Origin of the sequence: Sorangium sp. So ce1504 (assembly GCF_051521635.1) — a bacterium.
Classification (GTDB): Bacteria; Myxococcota_A; Polyangia; order Polyangiales; family Polyangiaceae; genus Sorangium; species Sorangium cellulosum_B.
This window is the reverse complement of sequence record NZ_CP150365.1, coordinates 7,709,167-7,723,947: the sequence shown is the minus strand read 5'-3', so window position 1 is coordinate 7,723,947 and position 14,781 is coordinate 7,709,167. Positions and strand designations below refer to the sequence as shown.

Here is a 14,781-nt window from a genome sequence, read left to right as displayed (position 1 = left end):
GACGGGGGGGGGACGGCAGGTCGCGGCGGGGGACCGCCGGTCGGGGGGCGCGGGAGGCTCAGCCGGGCTGCGCGGCGTCGCGCGCAGCGGTCTTCTCCGCGCCGCCCGCGCCGCCCGCGCCGCCGTAGAGCGCCTCGAGCGCGGGCCCGTACTTCTGGAGCGCCACGCGCCGCTTCAGCTTCAGGGTCGGCGTGAGCATCCCGTTCTCCGCCGTGAAATCCTCGGCCGTGAGGGCGATCTGCTTGATCTTCTCGAAGGACTTGAAATCAGACGCGTACCTGTCGACCTCCGCCTGGACGTGCGCGACCACCCGCGGGTGCTTCAGCATCGCCTCCGTCGACTCGAACGAGAGCCCCTCGGCCCGCGCCCATTCCGTGAGCGCCGCCATCTCGGGCGCGATCACCGCCACGTTGAAGGGGCGGTTGTCGCCGTAGATCATCGCGCCGTTGATCAGCGGAGACAGCTTGATCTTCTCCTCGAGCGGGGCCGGCGCGACGTACTTGCCGTTCTCCAGCTTGTACTGCTCCTTGATGCGGCCCGTGACGAAGAGGTAGCCGTCGTCGTCGAGGTAGCCCAGATCGCCTGTGCGGAAGCCGCCATCCTCCGTGAAGACGGCCTTGTTCTCCTCGTCGCGCTTGTAATAGCCCACCATGACGTTCGGGCCGTAGACGACGATCTCTCCCTGCTTCGGATCGTGCGTCTCCGACCTGTCGATGACGATCTTCACGCCCGGGATCGGCTTGCCCACGCTGCCGAGACGGCGGGCCCCCGGGTAGTTCACGGTGGCGACGGGCGATGTCTCCGTGAGGCCGTAGCCCTCGTAGACGGTGATGCCGAGCGCGTCGACGAACTCGGCCACCTGATAGGCGAGCGCCGCCCCGCCGCTGATGGCGTACTTCAGCTTGCCGCCGATACTGGCGCGTATCTTCGAGAAGATGACGCGGTCCGCCGCGACGAGCGCGAGCCGCTCGACGAGGCCGAGGGGCTCGCCCTTCTGCTTCTTCGTCGCGGCGCGCATCCCGGCGCGGAACAGGGCCTGGATGACGGCGGGCTTCCCCGCCATCTTCTTCTGCACGCCCTCGTAGATGCGGTTGAAGATCCGCGGGACGCTCATCAGCACGGTGGGGCGCACCTCGCCGAGGTTCGCGAGGATCTTGTCGACCGACTCGCTCAGCGCCATCGACGCGCCCACCGTGATCATCACGTGGAGCTCGCCGGTGTGGCCGAACGAATGGGCCCAAGGGAGGAACGACAGGCTCCGATCGCCGCCGCCGAAGGGGATGAGATCCAGCACCGCGCAGACGTTGGAGGCGATGTTGCCGTGCGACAGGATCACCCCCTTGGGGTTGCCGGTCGTGCCCGACGTGTAGATGAGGCACGCCGTGTCCTTCGATGTCGGCTGGATGACCGGGGCCGGGCTCCCCTCGCCCGCGGCGAGGAGCTCCTTGTACGAGCTGGTCTTCGCCCCGGGGACGCCGTCCCTCGCCCCGTCGGGGTCGAACAGACAGACAACGTGCTTCAGCGAGGGCGCCTTCTCGGCGAGATCCTTGCATTTACCGTAGATCTGCGGCGTGGCGACGATCGCGGCCACGGCCTCGCAATCGTTGATGATGAACGCCCACTCGCTCGGGAGCTGCGCCTCGTACATCGGCACGACGGCGACTCCCATGCTGAAGCAGGCGTACGCCGAGACCGCCCACTCGACGCGGTTGTTGGAGATGAGGGCCACCCGATCCCCCCGCTGGACGCCGAGCGACGCCAGCCCACCGCGGAACCTGGCGACGAGCTGCCCGAACTCCGCATACGTGATCCAGTCCCAGCGGCCATCGGTCTTCGTGCCGAACAGCGGCCGGTGGCCATGAAGCTTCAGCGCGCGATCGAGCAGGTCTACCAGGTTCTCCAGTTTCGCCATCGGTCACCTCCCGACCCGATTGTTAACATGGTACTGCGCCGCGTCAGTGTCCTTTTGGCGGCACGTGGCGCCGGATGTTGTCGCGCCGACGCTGGAGCGGCCCCGCGCGCGTCGATCGGCGCGGGGTCGGCGGTGCCCGCGCGGGGTTGACGATGGGGGGAGCGGGAGCGCTCGCGCGGCGCGGCGTCGACGGCGGGGCTCCTGGCGCGCGAGGTGGCGGCCTCGGGCCCCTTCTGTTAGAGCGTTCATCGCCTCGATGCCCCGGTATTCCATCACGACGTTCGGCTGCCAGATGAACGTGCACGACTCCGAGCGGATGCACGACGTGCTCCGTTGCGCCGGCTACACGGAGGCCGGCAGCGCCGACGAGGCGGACGTGCTCGTGCTCAACACGTGCAGCGTGCGCGAGAAGGCCGAGCAGAAGCTGCGGAGCGAGGTGGGGCGGCTCGCGCGCTGGAAGCGGGAGCGCGCGGACCGGGTGCTCGTCGTGGCGGGCTGCGTGGCGCAGCAGGAGGGGGAGCGCCTCCTCAAGCAGATGCGCGCGATCGACGTCGTGGTGGGGCCCGACAACATCCCGGAGCTGCCCGGCCTGCTCGGCGACCTCGCGATCGGTGGGCTGCCGATCGCGCGCACGGTGTTCGACCTCGACGCGCCCCGGTTCCTCGTCGCGTCGCCGCCGTCGCCCTCGTCCTCCTCCTCGCCGCGCGCCGCGCCGACGGCGTTCGTGACCATCATGAAGGGCTGCGACGAGCGCTGCTCGTTCTGCATCGTCCCCCACACCCGCGGGCCGGAGCGGTACCGGCCGAGCGACGAGATCGTCGCCGAGATCGCGGCGCTCGTGGCCGCGGGGACGCGCGAGGTCACGCTGCTCGGCCAGACGGTGAACAGCTACCGCGACCCGCTCGGCGCGCTGCCGCGGGCCCCGGGCGCGAGCGCGGACGACCCGGACGAGAGCGAGTTCGCGGCGCTGCTACGGCGCGTCGCGGCCGACGTCCCCGGCCTCGCGCGCCTGCGCTACACGAGCCCGCACCCGCGGCACCTCACGCCCTCGCTCGTCCTCGCCCACGCCGAGCTCCCGGTGCTGCCGCGCCACGTGCACATGCCGGTGCAGTCGGGCAGCGATCGGGTCCTCCGGCGGATGATCCGCCGCTACACGCGCGCCGAGTACGTCGCGAGGACGCGGGCGCTCGTCGAGGCGGTCCCGGGGCTGACGCTCTCGACCGACATCATCGTCGGCTTCCCGGGCGAGACGGAGGACGACTTCGCGGCGACGCTGTCGCTCGTGCGCGAGGTGGGGTTCAAGGGGCTGTTCGGCTTCAAGTACTCGCGCCGGCCGCACACGCCCGCGCTGAAGCTGCCGGACGACGTGCCCGAGGGCGTGAAGGGCGAGCGGCTCGCGCGCCTGTTCGAGCAGAGCGAGGCGCTGCTCGCGGCCCACCTGTCGGCCCTCGTGGGGACGACCCAGGAGGTGCTCGTCGAGGGGCGCGACAAGGAGCGGGGTCACGGCGGAGCCGGCGGTGCGCTCTGGTCCGGCCGGACGGGGCGCCACGAGATCGCGCACATCGACGGCGCCGGGGAGCTCGATCTGCTCGGCGAGGTCGTCGAGGTCTCGATCGCGCGGGCGAACAAGCACTCGCTGCAGGCCGAGCTCACCGAGGCGGCGCGCGCCGCGGCCCGGCCGCGGCAGCGGGGCGGCCTGGAGCCGCGGCCCGCCCGGCGCTCGCTGCCGGTGGTCGCCGCCGAGGGCGGCTGAGGTGGCGCTCGTCCTCGACCTCGGCGGGGTGTCCCCGCGGCTCGGGCGCGACGTGTTCCTCGCGCCGAACGCGACGGTGATCGGCGACGTCGAGCTCGGCGACGAGGCGAGCGTGTGGTTCGGCGCGGTGCTGCGCGGGGACATCGGCGCGATCCGCGTCGGCCCGCGGACCAACGTGCAGGATCTCGCATGCCTGCACCTGACGGGCGGCGTCTCGCAGACGATCGTCGGCGCCGACGTGACCATCGGGCACAGCGCGATCCTCCACGGCTGCCGCGTCGGGGACGGGTGCCTGATCGGGATGGGCAGCATCGTGCTCGACAACGTCGAGATCGGCGAGTGCTCGGTGATCGCGGCGGGCGCGGTGGTGCCGCCGGGGCGGGTGATCCCGCCGCGCTCGATGGTGCGCGGCAACCCGGCCCGGGTGGTGGGCGAGGTGCGGCCGGACCAGGCCGAGCTCGGGAAGCTGGGCGCCGCGGGCTACGTGGAGAACGCGCGGCGCTTCCGGGCGGCGCTCGCCGGGGAGGCCGTCGAGCCGCCGGAGGTCGCGGCGCGCTTGGTGATGCGAGAGGTGAGGAAGCCATGAACATCACGGTGAACGGGGAAGCGCGCGACGTGCCGGCGGCGCTCACGGTGCGGAGGCTCGTCGAGCTGCTCGGGCTGACCGAGGGGCCGGTGGCGGTGGAGCGCAACGGCGAGGTGATACCGCGCGCCGAGCACACGGCCGCCGAGCTCGCCGAGGGGGACGTGATCGAGATCGTCCATTTCGTCGGCGGCGGCTGAGATCGCCTCGGCGATCTTGGCGTTCTGACGGTTTTTTCTCTTCTCAACGGTCTAGCGATCTTCCAGATCGTCCGCGATCCGGCTACCATGGCGAGCTGCCGTGGATACGAGGGCCCTCGTTCTGGTCTTGGCGCTCGGCGGGTCGGCCGGCGTGGGTGCCGCCATGGGGGTGCGCCATGTGTTGCCGGCCTCTCCGGTGGTCCACGGCCTCTCGGTCGGCGAGCGCTTCCTGCCGGACGGCGCCGCGCCGGCGGCCTGGCTCGCGGCGCGGCGTGACGCGCTTCGCGAGCGCGTGGTCCGGCTGCGCCACGACGACGTGGAGCTCACCGTCACGCTCGGTGAGGCGGGCGTCGAGGTCGACGTCGACGAGACGCTCGCGGCGGCGCAGCGCGTCGGCCACGAGGGGCCCTGGGCGCGGCGGCTCCGCGAGGCTCGAGGAGCGCGGCGCGGCGAGATCGACGTGCCGCTCGCCTGGGCCGTCGATGAGCCGCGGGCGCGGGTGTTCCTCGAGCAGCTCGCTCCGCAGATCTACCGGGCGCCCGTGGACGCGCGGCTCGACCTCGCGAACCGGCGCAAGATCCCGGAGCAGGCCGGCCGGGCGCTCGATGTCGACGCCTCCCTCGCGGCGCTGCGGGCCGGGGAGCACGGCGACGAGGAGCTCATCGAGCTCGCCGTCCGGCAGATCTTGCCGCAGGTCGTCGTCGCCGACCTGGTGAGCGTCGACGTCACCAGGGTCGTCGCGGCCTACGAGACGAAGTTCAAGCAGCACGGCAAGGAGGCGGGGCGCGCCCGCAACATCAGGAACGCCGCCTCCAAGATCGACGGCACCATCCTGGCCCCGGGCGATACCTTCTCGTTCAACGCCCATGTCGGCCCCCGGACGGCCAAGAACGGGTTCACGATCGCCCCGGAGATCCTGGGGGACGAGACCGTCCCCGGCTACGGCGGGGGGACGTGTCAGGTCTCGAGCACGCTCTACGCCGCGTCGCTCTTCGGCGCGCTCGACACGCCGGACCGCCAGAGCCACTCCCGCCCGAGCGCCTACATCCCCATGGGGCTCGACGCGATGGTGACCTACCCGGAGTCGGACCTGAAGATCAAGAACACGCTCCCGTTCCCGATCATGATCCACGCGTATCTCCCCGAGCCGACGGTGCTCCGCGTCGAGATCCTGGGCGGAGACCCCGTGGCGGAGGTCGAACACCACGTCTCGGCGGAGCACACCGACGATTTCATCCGGCGCATCTACGTGAAGTCCGAGCTCGCCGAGGGCAAGGTGAAGCGCCACCAGAAGGGCTCGTGCGGCTACGACGTGAGGTCCTTTGTCACCGTCCGTTACAAGGACGGCAGGGCCTCGGAGCGCAGCTATTCGAGCGAGTACAGGCCCGCGCCAGAGGTGTTCTGGGTCGCGCCCGACTACGACCCGCAGGCGCTGCCGGCGCTCTCCGAGCACGCGAAGGCGGTGGAAGAGCTCCGCGAGGGGGAGTCCCCCGCCGAGGCCCCCGCTGCGGCGGGGCAGGGCGGCGCCTACTCGATGTGAGCCCGTTCGAGGGCGCCGGACCCCTCGAACGCCGGCGCGACGGCAAGGACATTGGCTGTCCGCGCGCCCCTGGCGTCGCTTGACCAGGAATCGTCCTCAGGGGAAACTCTGTGTCCATGGCGGCGGGCGGCGCCCCTCTGTGCGCGGCCGATGCGCCGAGGATCGCCTGCTGCCAGGGACGACGACGGGCGTGATCTTCGCTTAGCTTAACTTCGCTGCTCGCGACGACAGACTCATGATGATCGTCATCTTCTTCTGGCTCGCTCAACGTGGCCGACGCGCGAGCTCGGCCATGAGGCCGAAGAGCTCGATCGGGCCCGGCGAGGGGAGCTTCCCGCCGCTGAACTCGCGGTAGAGCGTGTGCACGTTGACCACGATGCGCTCGGCGTCGCTCCAGCTCGCGTAGTCGGCGAGCGCGATGTCGCGGGCGGCGTCCGCCGGGGGCATGCCGGCGTCGTAGCGGCGCCGGGCCTCGTCGCGGATGTACACGAGATAGTCGCGGACCGCGCGCACACCCGCGCGATCCGTGATGGGGCCATGCCCCGGCACGATGACGTCGACGTCGGCCGCGAGGAGGATGTCGCAGGCCTTGAGCCAGTTGCCGACGGGCCCTGCCCACATGATCGGCGTCGCGTCGATGAAGAGGACGTCTCCCGTGTAGATCACCCGGTCCGCCGGCACGTGCACGAGCAGATCGCCCTTCGTGTGCGAGGGGCCCACCTCGATGAGGCGGACCTCCTTGCCCCCGACCGCGACGGTCAGCTCCCCGTCGAACACCCGGGTCGGCGGCGTGGGGGCGATCCCGTCGAAGTCGAAGGCGCCGAAGCAGTGGACGAGGTACTCACCCAGCGCGCCCGCGGCGCCGCTGCGCGCCTGTCGCATCAGCATGGCCAGCATCGGCGCGGGGACCTCGTCCATCTCGGCGGCGCCGGCGCGCGTGGCGATGAGGATCGCGCCCTCGACGAGCGCGTTGCCGTAGCAATGGTCGCCGTTCGCGTGGGTGTTCACGACGGTGCCTATCCGCGCCGCGGCGGGGGCCGCCGCGCGCATGGCGTCGAGCATCTCGCGCGTGCGCTTCAGGTCGAAGAGCGTGTCGACGAGCAGGGCCTCGCCGTCCGAGGTGACGAGCCCCGCGTTGCTGAGGCCCCAGGTTCCGGCCGGCTGGAGATAGGCAAAGCAGCCATTGCCGATGTCCTCCAGCCCTCGTTCATACCGCCATCGGCTCATGGCCACTCCCTCGTTCCCGGGCGCCGCCCGGCGCTTCTCCGAGCCTCGAAGGTAGGCCATCCGCTGGCCGCCATGGAATCGAAATCAACCCCCGCACGCCGCCGTGAGCGAGGGGGCCCGGGGGATTTGTCAGGAGGCGGTCGCGGTCGTCGTCACCACGCGTAGGCCTCCGGCGCCTCGCCGCCGGGGCCGGGGAACATCGCGTCGAGCCGCCCGAGGTGCTCCGGCGTCAGCGTGATCTCGAGGGCGCGCAGGCTCCCGTCGAGCTGCTCGGCGGTGCGCGGGCCGAGGATGGGCGACGTCACGACGGGGTTCCGGAGCAGCCAGGCCACGGCCACGTCGGCGGGCCGCTCTCCGATCTCGGCGCAGAACGCCTCGTACGCCTCCAGCTTGGCGCGGTTCTTCTCGATGCGCGCCTGCGCGTCGGCGGAGGAGCGCCGGCCCTCGCGCGCCTTCTGGAGGGCGCCGCCGAGCAGCCCGCCGGCGAGCGGGCTCCAGGGCAGGACGGCGAGGCCGAGCGCGCGGCACGCGGGCAGGACCTCCAGCTCGACGGTGCGCGCGTTGAGGTTGTACAGGCTCTGCTCCGAGACGAGGCCGAGGAAGTGCCGCTGCGCCGCGAGGCCGTTCGCCTGCGCGATCTGCCATCCAGCGAAGTTGCTGCTGCCGACATAGAGGACCTTCCCCTCGCGGACGAGCTGCTCCATCGCCTGCCAGATCTCGTCCCAGGGCGTCTCGCGGTCGATGTGGTGCATCTGGTAGAGGTCGATATGGTCTGTCTGCAGGCGGCGCAGGCTCGCCTCGCAGGCGCGCCGGATGTGATAGGCCGAGAGCCTCCTGTCGTTCGGCCCATCGCCCATGAGGCCGTAGACCTTCGTGGCGAGCACGATGCGGTCCCGGCGCCCGTCGCCCTGGGCGATCCAGCGCCCGACGATCTGCTCGGTGATCCCCTCTCCGCGCTTCCGCCCGTAGACGTTGGCTGTGTCGAAGAAGTTGATCCCGTGTCCGAGCGCTCGGTCCATGATGGCGAAGCTGTCGGGCTCGCTGGTCTCCGGGCCGAAGTTCATCGTGCCGAGGCAGAGGGGGCTGACCTTCAGGCCGGTGCGTCCGAGATTGCGGTAGTCCATGGCGCCGGAGGGTAGCAACGCGCTCCGCCGGCCGTCCACGCCCCAGGGCGGAACGCGTCGTAGGGTTTCGCCGGAGTCGCGCGGTCATGAGCCGGCCCGACGGGCGGCGGCGCGCGGCGTGTGGCGCGCAACAGGCACCGCGCGCCGCGCCGGACACCTTGTCGCGGCGTGGCGGCAGCGCGGATCCAGCGCGGAGGGCCGCTTCCTTGATGCGCAACGGTGCTTCACTTATGCTCGCTCGCCGGGGCGAGGAGACGACCATGTGGCAGCAGGAAGACACGGAGATCGCGCACGCCGAGAGCGTCCACGACGAGGCGCGGGGCATGCGCGGCGTCCGGTTCGTCATCGATATCGGGAACATCGACCCGCTCGACGCCGCCGCGATGTGGTGGGATCAGCACGGCTGCGCGCGGGAGCTCTTCCCCGGGACCGGGTGCGAGATGCAGTCGGGATCGTACCGTGAGCCGCGCTTCGTCGTCCGGATGAGCGTGCCTCTCCCGGGCGTCGGGCATTTCACGCAGACGTTGCGCTTCTCCGCGGAGCGCGCCTCGCCCGAGGTCTGCGTCATCGCCGTCGATGCGTTCGAGGAGAACGTGCTGTGGACGCGGGGGCTCGGGACTTACCGCTTCTCGCCGGGCTCGGGCGGCACGACGCTGATCGAGGTGACGAGCCTGTATGCGCCCAAGGTGCCGATCATCGTCCTGAATCAGGCGTCGCTGGCGGCGGCCCGCGCGCACCAGCGGCGCTACCTCTCGGGCCGGCGCCCGACGGACGAGGAGAGAGAGCAGTTCCTGTCGGCGATCGGCGCTGGCCCGCAGGCCGACGCCTGAAGCGCGCCGCTCGTCTCGGCAGCGACCCCGCCTCGCCCGCCGCGGGGGTGCTCCTCAGGCGCGCGGCTTGCCACGAGGCGATGACGGCGGCTCCGCGCGCGGCATCGAGGCGGCCAGCACCGCGGCCTCGTGCGCGGCGAAGCGCTGCTGGAGGAAGTCGACGAACAGCCGCGCCCTCGCGGGCAGGAAGCGCCGGCTCGGGTAGATGACGTTCACGGCCGAGCCCGGCGCGGGCAGGTCGGTGAGCAGCGGGACGAGGCGCCCGGCGTCGATGTCGGCGGCGACGTCCCAGATCGACTTGAAGGCGAGGCCATGGCCGGCGACGGCCCAGTCGCGCACCAGGTCGCCGCTGTCGGCCACGAGCCGTCCGGAGGGCCGGACGGTGTGGAGCCCCTGCTCGGTGCGGAAGGTCCACGAGAGGGCGCGCATGCCCGGGCGCTGCAGCACGATGCACTCGTGGTCGGCCAGGTCCGCGATCGTGCGCGGCCGCCCGCGCCGCGAGAGGTAGGCCGGCGCGCCGCAGACCACGCGGCGGCTCCGGGCCAGCCGGCGCGATACGAGGCGGGAGTCGGCCAGCGCGCCGATGCGCACGGCCACGTCGACGCCGGCCTCGAACAGGTCCACCACGCGGTCCGACAGGCTGACGCGCACGCTGAGCCGCGGGTGCGCCGCCGCGAAGTCGGCCGCGGCCGGCCCCACCCACTGGCGGCCGAGATCCACGGGCGCCGACACGCGCAGGACGCCTCGCGCCTCGGCCTTTCCGGCGGTCACCGCGAGCTCGGCCTCGCTCACGTCGGCGAGGATGGACATGCAGCGCTCGTGGTAGGTCGCGCCCTCGCTGGTCAGCGTGAGCCGCCGCGAGCTGCGCTGGAGGAGGCGCACGCCGAGCGCCGCCTCCAGCCGCGTCATGCGCTTGCTCGCCACCGCCGGCGAGAACCCGAGCTCGCGCCCCGCCGCCGACAGGCTGCCGCTCGCGACCGCGCACACGAACAGCTGCATGTCCTCGAGCTCGACCATCGCGCGCGCCCTCGGCGAACCCGGGCAGGGTAGGCGCGCCGGCGAACATCTTCAACTTTTTCGAAAAGCTGGTTCGGCCAATGCGCTCGTTCTCCTTCATGGAGGAAAGGATCAAGGTGTCCCTGTCGCCGTCCACGGCCCGCCGCGCTCGACGCTGCGCCCCGCCGTGCCGGCGGCGCCTCCTGTCGGCGCGTGCGCGCTGACCGGCTGCCCGAGATCGTCGTTCGAAGGAGACACGTCATGAGAAAGCCCTTGTTGATGAGCGCCCTCTCCCTCTCGCTCTTCGCCGCCGCGAGCGCCTGCTACGTGCAGGGCGCCGGCGCGGAGGACCTGCCCTCGCCGCGGTCGATGGTCGTCGACGCGAGCCTGCCCAGGGCGCAGGCGGACGCGGAGATCCTCGCTGCGCGCCGCTTTTACGCGTTCTGGGGCACCGGCGACACGCGCTACCTCGACGCGGCGATCGCGCCGACGTTCACCGACCGCACCTTGCCCGAGGGGCGCCCGCAGGGCCCCGAGGGCCCGGCGTTCGCGTCGAAGAGCTTCCGCGCCGCGGTGCCGGACCTGAGCTGCGAGGTGGAGCAGCTGATCGTCGCCGGCGATCGCGTGGTGGCGCACCTGCGCTTTCGAGGCCGCTTCACCGGCGCCTTCGGCGACAGGAAGGGCGCCGGGCAGGCCGTGGACTTCATCGCCACGGACATCCTGCGCGTGCAGGACGGTCGCATCACCGACAACTGGCACATCGAGGACAACCTGACGCTGTTCCAGCAGCTCGGCGTCGTGGCGCAGTGACCGCCGACGGGGGGCGGAGCGGGCCAGGGGTATTCGTCACATCGTGGCAAAACCATCGTGGCAATCTCGCCGGGAGCGCGACAGGCGCGCGGCTCACTTGGCCAGCTTGATCACCGACGCTGGCCGCTCGTCGGTGGCCCAGGTCGTCCAGTAGAGGGCGCCGCAGTCCTGGGCGAGATCTCGGATGTCCGCGCTGTCGGCGAGCGGCTCCGGCGCGCCGCCCGAGGTGCGCACCCGCTGGAGCTGCCCCTCGCGGCTGTACCAGTAGACAAAGGTGGAGTCTGCCAGCAGGCGCGTGGGGAAGTCCGTCGCCACGAGCGCCCCTGCGTCGGTACCGTCCTTGTTCACGGCGTAGATGGCGTAGCCGCTGATCCAGAAGATCCGCTCGCCGACCGCGATGTCTCCGGGGAGATCGCCGTCGTGGATGGGGATCGACGCGACGATCTCGGTCTGGCCGGGCTCTCCGAGCGCCATCCGCCGAACGGTGCTGTGCGTCCCGCCGGGCGGGAGCTCGGTCCAGTAGAGATGGGTGGCGTCGAGCGCGAGGCCTCCGACGTACGTGTTCCGGTCGAAGACGGGGAGGCCTGTCTGATCGGTCGCGTCGGCCCGCGCCGCCCAGATGCGCTTCGGGACATCGCGCGCGTCGGGATCCTGCTCCGGGTCCTCGATCACTCCGGTGATCCAGTAGACCCAGCCGCCGCCGGCCACGGGCCGCCGGTAGCCCGCCGCTCCCTGGGCGCTGGCGACCGTCGAGACGGTGACGTTCCCTGTGAGCGGCATCCGGTGCACGTCCGGCTCGGTCTCGTCGGTGATGAGCAGCGAGCTCTCCGAGCGCGCGAGCAGGGTCGCTAGCGAGTCGAGCACCACCAGCGGCTCGGTCGAGCCGGAAGCCGCCTTCTCGGTCGCGAAGATCGTGTTGCCGTAGCCGCTCGCCCAGAGCACGCGCCCATCGTCCCCGTCCCCATCCACAACGAGGCCGATCGCTTCGTGCTCCTCGTCGTTGGCCGTGGCGAGGACGACCGGCAGACACCTGCCCTCCTCACAGGCGCCGCCGAGGCAGCTCCTGCCGGGCACACAGCAGTTCTCCGGATCGGAGAGGTAATCGTTGTCGCCGTCGGCGGCCTGGCACGCGCCAGGCGCGCGCCCTGTGAACGGCTCAAACGGGCACTCCGCGGAGGGCGCGCCGGCCGCGCCGCCCTGTTACTGAGCACCGTCGTTGATGCCGATGGTGCGCCTGTCGATCCAGCTCTTTGATGGCAGGGTGCTCGACCCACCGAAGAACACCATCACCGAGGCGGATCAGGTGCGATGACGGGGATGTCCGAGGGCAGCAAGCTGCCAGGGGGCTCCCCGGCCATGCATTGCGCCGAGTCCGACAAAATTCTCAGCGTAGCTACTCCTGAGCATGCTCGCGTTGGTCGAATCCAGGAGCACAGGAAAAGAGGGAGCGCGCATTCCGTTCGCCTCTCGAAAATTACCAGCACGACTCCTCGCCCGTCGGCGTAACGAACGGAGTAGGTCAGCGGCAGGAGCGGAGCATCGGCGCGGCGCCGGCCACAAAATAGGCGACGGGAGGAGCTCGTTTGGCCGCGTGCCCCCTCCCGTCGTGCTCCGAATCGCTTGAAAGAGCGGAGCCCTCAACAGATCGTCCATTTGGACCTCGATGTCAAAGGCTGGCTCGCTTCCCCGCCCACCGTAGACCGCGCGCGGCCAGCCCGCTGCCCCCGTTGCGGCGCGGCGGGGTGCCCGCTGGGGGGCGGGTTGGGGCTGTGGGGTCACGGAACGCGGTCGCGGCAGGTGCGCGGGCCGCTGGCTGCCGGCGAGCGCGGCGGGCTCGTCACGATCGAGGCGCGCCGCTATCGATGCCGCCGCTGCAGCGCCGCGATCACGGTCGTTCCGCGGGGCGTCGCGCCGCGACGGCACTTCGCCGCGACGGCGATCGGTCTGGCCCTGCTGCTCGTCGGCGTCGCCGGTGCAGCGCTCATCGAGGTGCGGCGGCGCGTCAGCCCTTGGTCAGCCAGCTTCGATGCTGACAGCTGGGTGACCGTGCGGCGCTGGCTACGCGCCATCGACCAGGAGCGCCTCTTTGCGGCGGTCCGCCCCAGTCCCCTCGTTGCAACGCTGCGGCAGCGGGCCGAGCGGGCCGCGATGACGCTCGTCGCGATGGCGCCTTTTGCGGCCGAGGTCCCCGAGGCCGCCGTCATGGCGGGCGCCGTGCGGGCTGCGTGATGGCAAGCGGCCCGCTCGCCGAGCTCATGCCGGACCCCACCCGGTTGGATCCTCGGTCGGCGAAGCGCATTGCGCTTGGATGGCTGTGCGGCCGGTGCGGTGTCACCGGCGCGGAAAGGACACGACGTGCAAGACCCCCTCCAGCCGAAGGACCACGCCGAAGCGGTGGCGCTCTATCGCAGCGAGATCATCGGCTCGCTCATGCACCGCGAGCTCGACCGCGGAGAGCTCGCCGAAGCGCTCGCCGACCTGAGCAAGCAGCGGTTTCGCCCACCGCGCGCCCATTCTCCGTGCACTTACTCCGTCCCCACGCTCGAGCGCTGGTACTACGCGTACAAGACCGAAGGTCTCGAGGGCTTACGCCCCAAGCCCCGCAAGGACAAGGGGCGGGCGCGCGAGCTCACCCCCGAGCAACGGCAGATGCTGCTCGAGATCCGAGAGGAGCACCCGAGCGCTTCGGTCTCGCTCATCCTCGACACCCTGATCGCGGCGGGTCGCATCGACAAGGGCACCATCTCCGCCACCACGGTGCGACGGCTGTACGCCGAGCACCACCTCGATCGCGTCGCGCTGCGCGATCGTACGGGCGGCAAGGTGCGGCTGCGCTGGCAGGCCGAGCATCCCGGCGCTCTGTGGCACGGCGATGTATGTCACGCGTCGCCGATCCTCGTTAACGGCAGCCCGGCGCCGGTGCGCATTCACGCGCTGCTCGACGACGCCTCCCGGTACATCCTCGCGATCGAGGCGATGAGCGCCGAGCGGGAGGTCGACATGCTGGCGCTCTTCATCCGGGCGCTGCGCAAGCACGGCGCTCCCGACGCCCTCTACCTGGACAACGGCTCGACCTACCGCGGGCACACCTTGCACCTTGCGTGCGAGCGACTCGGCACCACCCTGATCCACGCCCGCCCGTACGACGCCCCCGCGCGCGGCAAGATGGAGCGCTTCTGGAGGACGTTGCGCGAGAGGTGCCTGGACTTCACCGGAGCGCTCGGGTCGCTCCACGATCTCAACGTCCGGCTCTACGCATGGGTCGACGAGCACTACCACCGCACACCGCACGCGGCGCTCTTCGGCAAGTCCCCCGCGCAGGTCTACGAGGAGTATCCCCACGTCACCGACGACCTCGACGAGCGGAAGCTGCGTGACGCGCTCACGACCCAGGCCCGCCGGCGCGTGCGGCGTGACAGCACGCTCTCGATGGATGGGCAGGACTGGGAGACCGATCTCGGCTTCCTCGCCGGCCACCTCGTCACGGTGTCGAGGTGCCTCGTCACGCCGAACGAGCCGCCCTGGATCGAACACGAGGGCAAACGCTTCGCCCTGCACCGGGTCGATCCGGTGAAGAACGCCCAGCGGCCGCGACCGGCCTGCAACCTCGATGTCGCTCACGAGGCGCGCGTCCCCTTCGACCCGCCGAAAGCGCTCCTGGACAAGGCTCTCGGACGGACGCCTCGCGGTGACGAGGAGGGATGACCATGGACTTCTGCAGCTACTTCAGCTTCACCGCAGAGCCATTTTCCAAGGAGGTCGAAGACGGCGAGCTCTGGCTCCCCCCGTCCAAGCAGATGCTCCTC

At 71.3% G+C, this 14,781-nt stretch carries 13 protein-coding genes; 8 read left to right on the top strand and 5 right to left on the bottom strand.

Annotation, left to right across the window (positions count from 1 at the left end; translation table 11 throughout):
- Positions 1 to 58 precede the first annotated feature (58 nt).
- The gene (locus WMF39_RS28990; RefSeq protein WP_437739725.1) at positions 59 to 1,912 is read right to left on the bottom strand and encodes an AMP-dependent synthetase/ligase; all 1,854 of its coding nucleotides are present in this window, start codon (positions 1,910 to 1,912) and stop codon (positions 59 to 61) included.
- A 256-nt stretch (positions 1,913 to 2,168) separates the two neighbouring features.
- Between WMF39_RS28990 and miaB the strand changes: the two genes are divergently transcribed.
- The 4 genes from miaB (at position 2,169) to WMF39_RS28970 (ending at position 5,988) form a co-directional block, all read left to right on the top strand.
- Positions 2,169 to 3,665 carry a tRNA (N6-isopentenyl adenosine(37)-C2)-methylthiotransferase MiaB gene (gene miaB / locus WMF39_RS28985; RefSeq protein ID WP_437739724.1) on the top strand — a complete coding sequence of 499 codons (1,497 nt, stop codon included), beginning with the start codon at positions 2,169 to 2,171 and terminating at the stop codon, positions 3,663 to 3,665.
- A gap of 1 nt (position 3,666) precedes the next feature.
- Positions 3,667 to 4,251, top strand: a complete 585-nt coding sequence (locus WMF39_RS28980; RefSeq protein WP_437293205.1) for a gamma carbonic anhydrase family protein — start codon at positions 3,667 to 3,669, stop codon at positions 4,249 to 4,251.
- Complete coding sequence (gene thiS / locus WMF39_RS28975) at positions 4,248 to 4,448, top strand: sulfur carrier protein ThiS (protein ID WP_437739723.1); 201 nt, start codon at positions 4,248 to 4,250, stop codon at positions 4,446 to 4,448. Before WMF39_RS28980 ends, thiS begins: the two co-directional genes overlap by 4 nt.
- A 100-nt stretch (positions 4,449 to 4,548) precedes the next feature.
- Positions 4,549 to 5,988 carry a VanW family protein gene (locus WMF39_RS28970; protein ID WP_437739722.1) on the top strand — a complete coding sequence of 480 codons (1,440 nt, stop codon included), beginning with the start codon at positions 4,549 to 4,551 and terminating at the stop codon, positions 5,986 to 5,988.
- A gap of 264 nt (positions 5,989 to 6,252) precedes the next feature.
- On the opposite strand, the gene WMF39_RS28965 is transcribed toward WMF39_RS28970, so the two are convergent.
- Positions 6,253 to 7,215, bottom strand: coding sequence for an MBL fold metallo-hydrolase (locus WMF39_RS28965; protein WP_437739721.1), 963 nt, complete (start codon positions 7,213 to 7,215; stop codon positions 6,253 to 6,255).
- 152 nt (positions 7,216 to 7,367) lie between these two features.
- The gene (locus tag WMF39_RS28960) at positions 7,368 to 8,339 is read right to left on the bottom strand and encodes an aldo/keto reductase (RefSeq protein ID WP_437739720.1); all 972 of its coding nucleotides are present in this window, start codon (positions 8,337 to 8,339) and stop codon (positions 7,368 to 7,370) included.
- 260 nt (positions 8,340 to 8,599) lie between these two features.
- Between WMF39_RS28960 and WMF39_RS28955 the strand changes: the two genes are divergently transcribed.
- Entirely contained in the window at positions 8,600 to 9,169 is a 570-nt protein-coding gene (locus tag WMF39_RS28955) for a hypothetical protein (RefSeq protein ID WP_437739719.1), read from the top strand.
- 54 nt (positions 9,170 to 9,223) lie between these two features.
- Here the strand turns inward: WMF39_RS28955 and WMF39_RS28950 are convergent, their stop codons facing one another.
- Positions 9,224 to 10,186, bottom strand: a complete 963-nt coding sequence (locus tag WMF39_RS28950) for a LysR family transcriptional regulator (RefSeq protein ID WP_437739718.1) — start codon at positions 10,184 to 10,186, stop codon at positions 9,224 to 9,226.
- Positions 10,187 to 10,426: 240 nt separating this feature from the next.
- Between WMF39_RS28950 and WMF39_RS28945 the strand changes: the two genes are divergently transcribed.
- On the top strand, positions 10,427 to 10,975 hold the full coding sequence (locus tag WMF39_RS28945) for an ester cyclase (RefSeq protein WP_437739717.1): 549 nt from the start codon (positions 10,427 to 10,429) through the stop codon (positions 10,973 to 10,975).
- A 93-nt stretch (positions 10,976 to 11,068) separates the two neighbouring features.
- Here the strand turns inward: WMF39_RS28945 and WMF39_RS28940 are convergent, their stop codons facing one another.
- The gene (locus tag WMF39_RS28940; protein ID WP_437739716.1) at positions 11,069 to 12,049 is read right to left on the bottom strand and encodes a hypothetical protein; all 981 of its coding nucleotides are present in this window, start codon (positions 12,047 to 12,049) and stop codon (positions 11,069 to 11,071) included.
- A gap of 546 nt (positions 12,050 to 12,595) precedes the next feature.
- Here WMF39_RS28940 and WMF39_RS28935 point away from each other — a divergent pair.
- Together WMF39_RS28935 and WMF39_RS28930 are read left to right on the top strand one after the other, a co-directional pair.
- Entirely contained in the window at positions 12,596 to 13,204 is a 609-nt protein-coding gene (locus tag WMF39_RS28935; protein WP_437739715.1) for a hypothetical protein, read from the top strand.
- A 126-nt stretch (positions 13,205 to 13,330) separates the two neighbouring features.
- Positions 13,331 to 14,680 carry a helix-turn-helix domain-containing protein gene (locus tag WMF39_RS28930; protein ID WP_437739714.1) on the top strand — a complete coding sequence of 450 codons (1,350 nt, stop codon included), beginning with the start codon at positions 13,331 to 13,333 and terminating at the stop codon, positions 14,678 to 14,680.
- Positions 14,681 to 14,781: the final 101 nt, after the last annotated feature.

Coding starts and splice junctions, on each gene's coding strand:
- WMF39_RS28990 (WP_437739725.1), bottom strand. CDS start 1,912: ATGGCGAAACTGGAGAACCTGGTAGACCTGCTCGATCGCGCGCTGAAG.
- miaB (WP_437739724.1), top strand. CDS start 2,169: ATGCCCCGGTATTCCATCACGACGTTCGGCTGCCAGATGAACGTGCAC.
- thiS (WP_437739723.1), top strand. CDS start 4,248: ATGAACATCACGGTGAACGGGGAAGCGCGCGACGTGCCGGCGGCGCTC.
- WMF39_RS28965 (WP_437739721.1), bottom strand. CDS start 7,215: ATGAGCCGATGGCGGTATGAACGAGGGCTGGAGGACATCGGCAATGGC.
- WMF39_RS28960 (WP_437739720.1), bottom strand. CDS start 8,339: ATGGACTACCGCAATCTCGGACGCACCGGCCTGAAGGTCAGCCCCCTC.
- WMF39_RS28955 (WP_437739719.1), top strand. CDS start 8,600: ATGTGGCAGCAGGAAGACACGGAGATCGCGCACGCCGAGAGCGTCCAC.
- WMF39_RS28950 (WP_437739718.1), bottom strand. CDS start 10,186: ATGGTCGAGCTCGAGGACATGCAGCTGTTCGTGTGCGCGGTCGCGAGC.
- WMF39_RS28945 (WP_437739717.1), top strand. CDS start 10,427: ATGAGAAAGCCCTTGTTGATGAGCGCCCTCTCCCTCTCGCTCTTCGCC.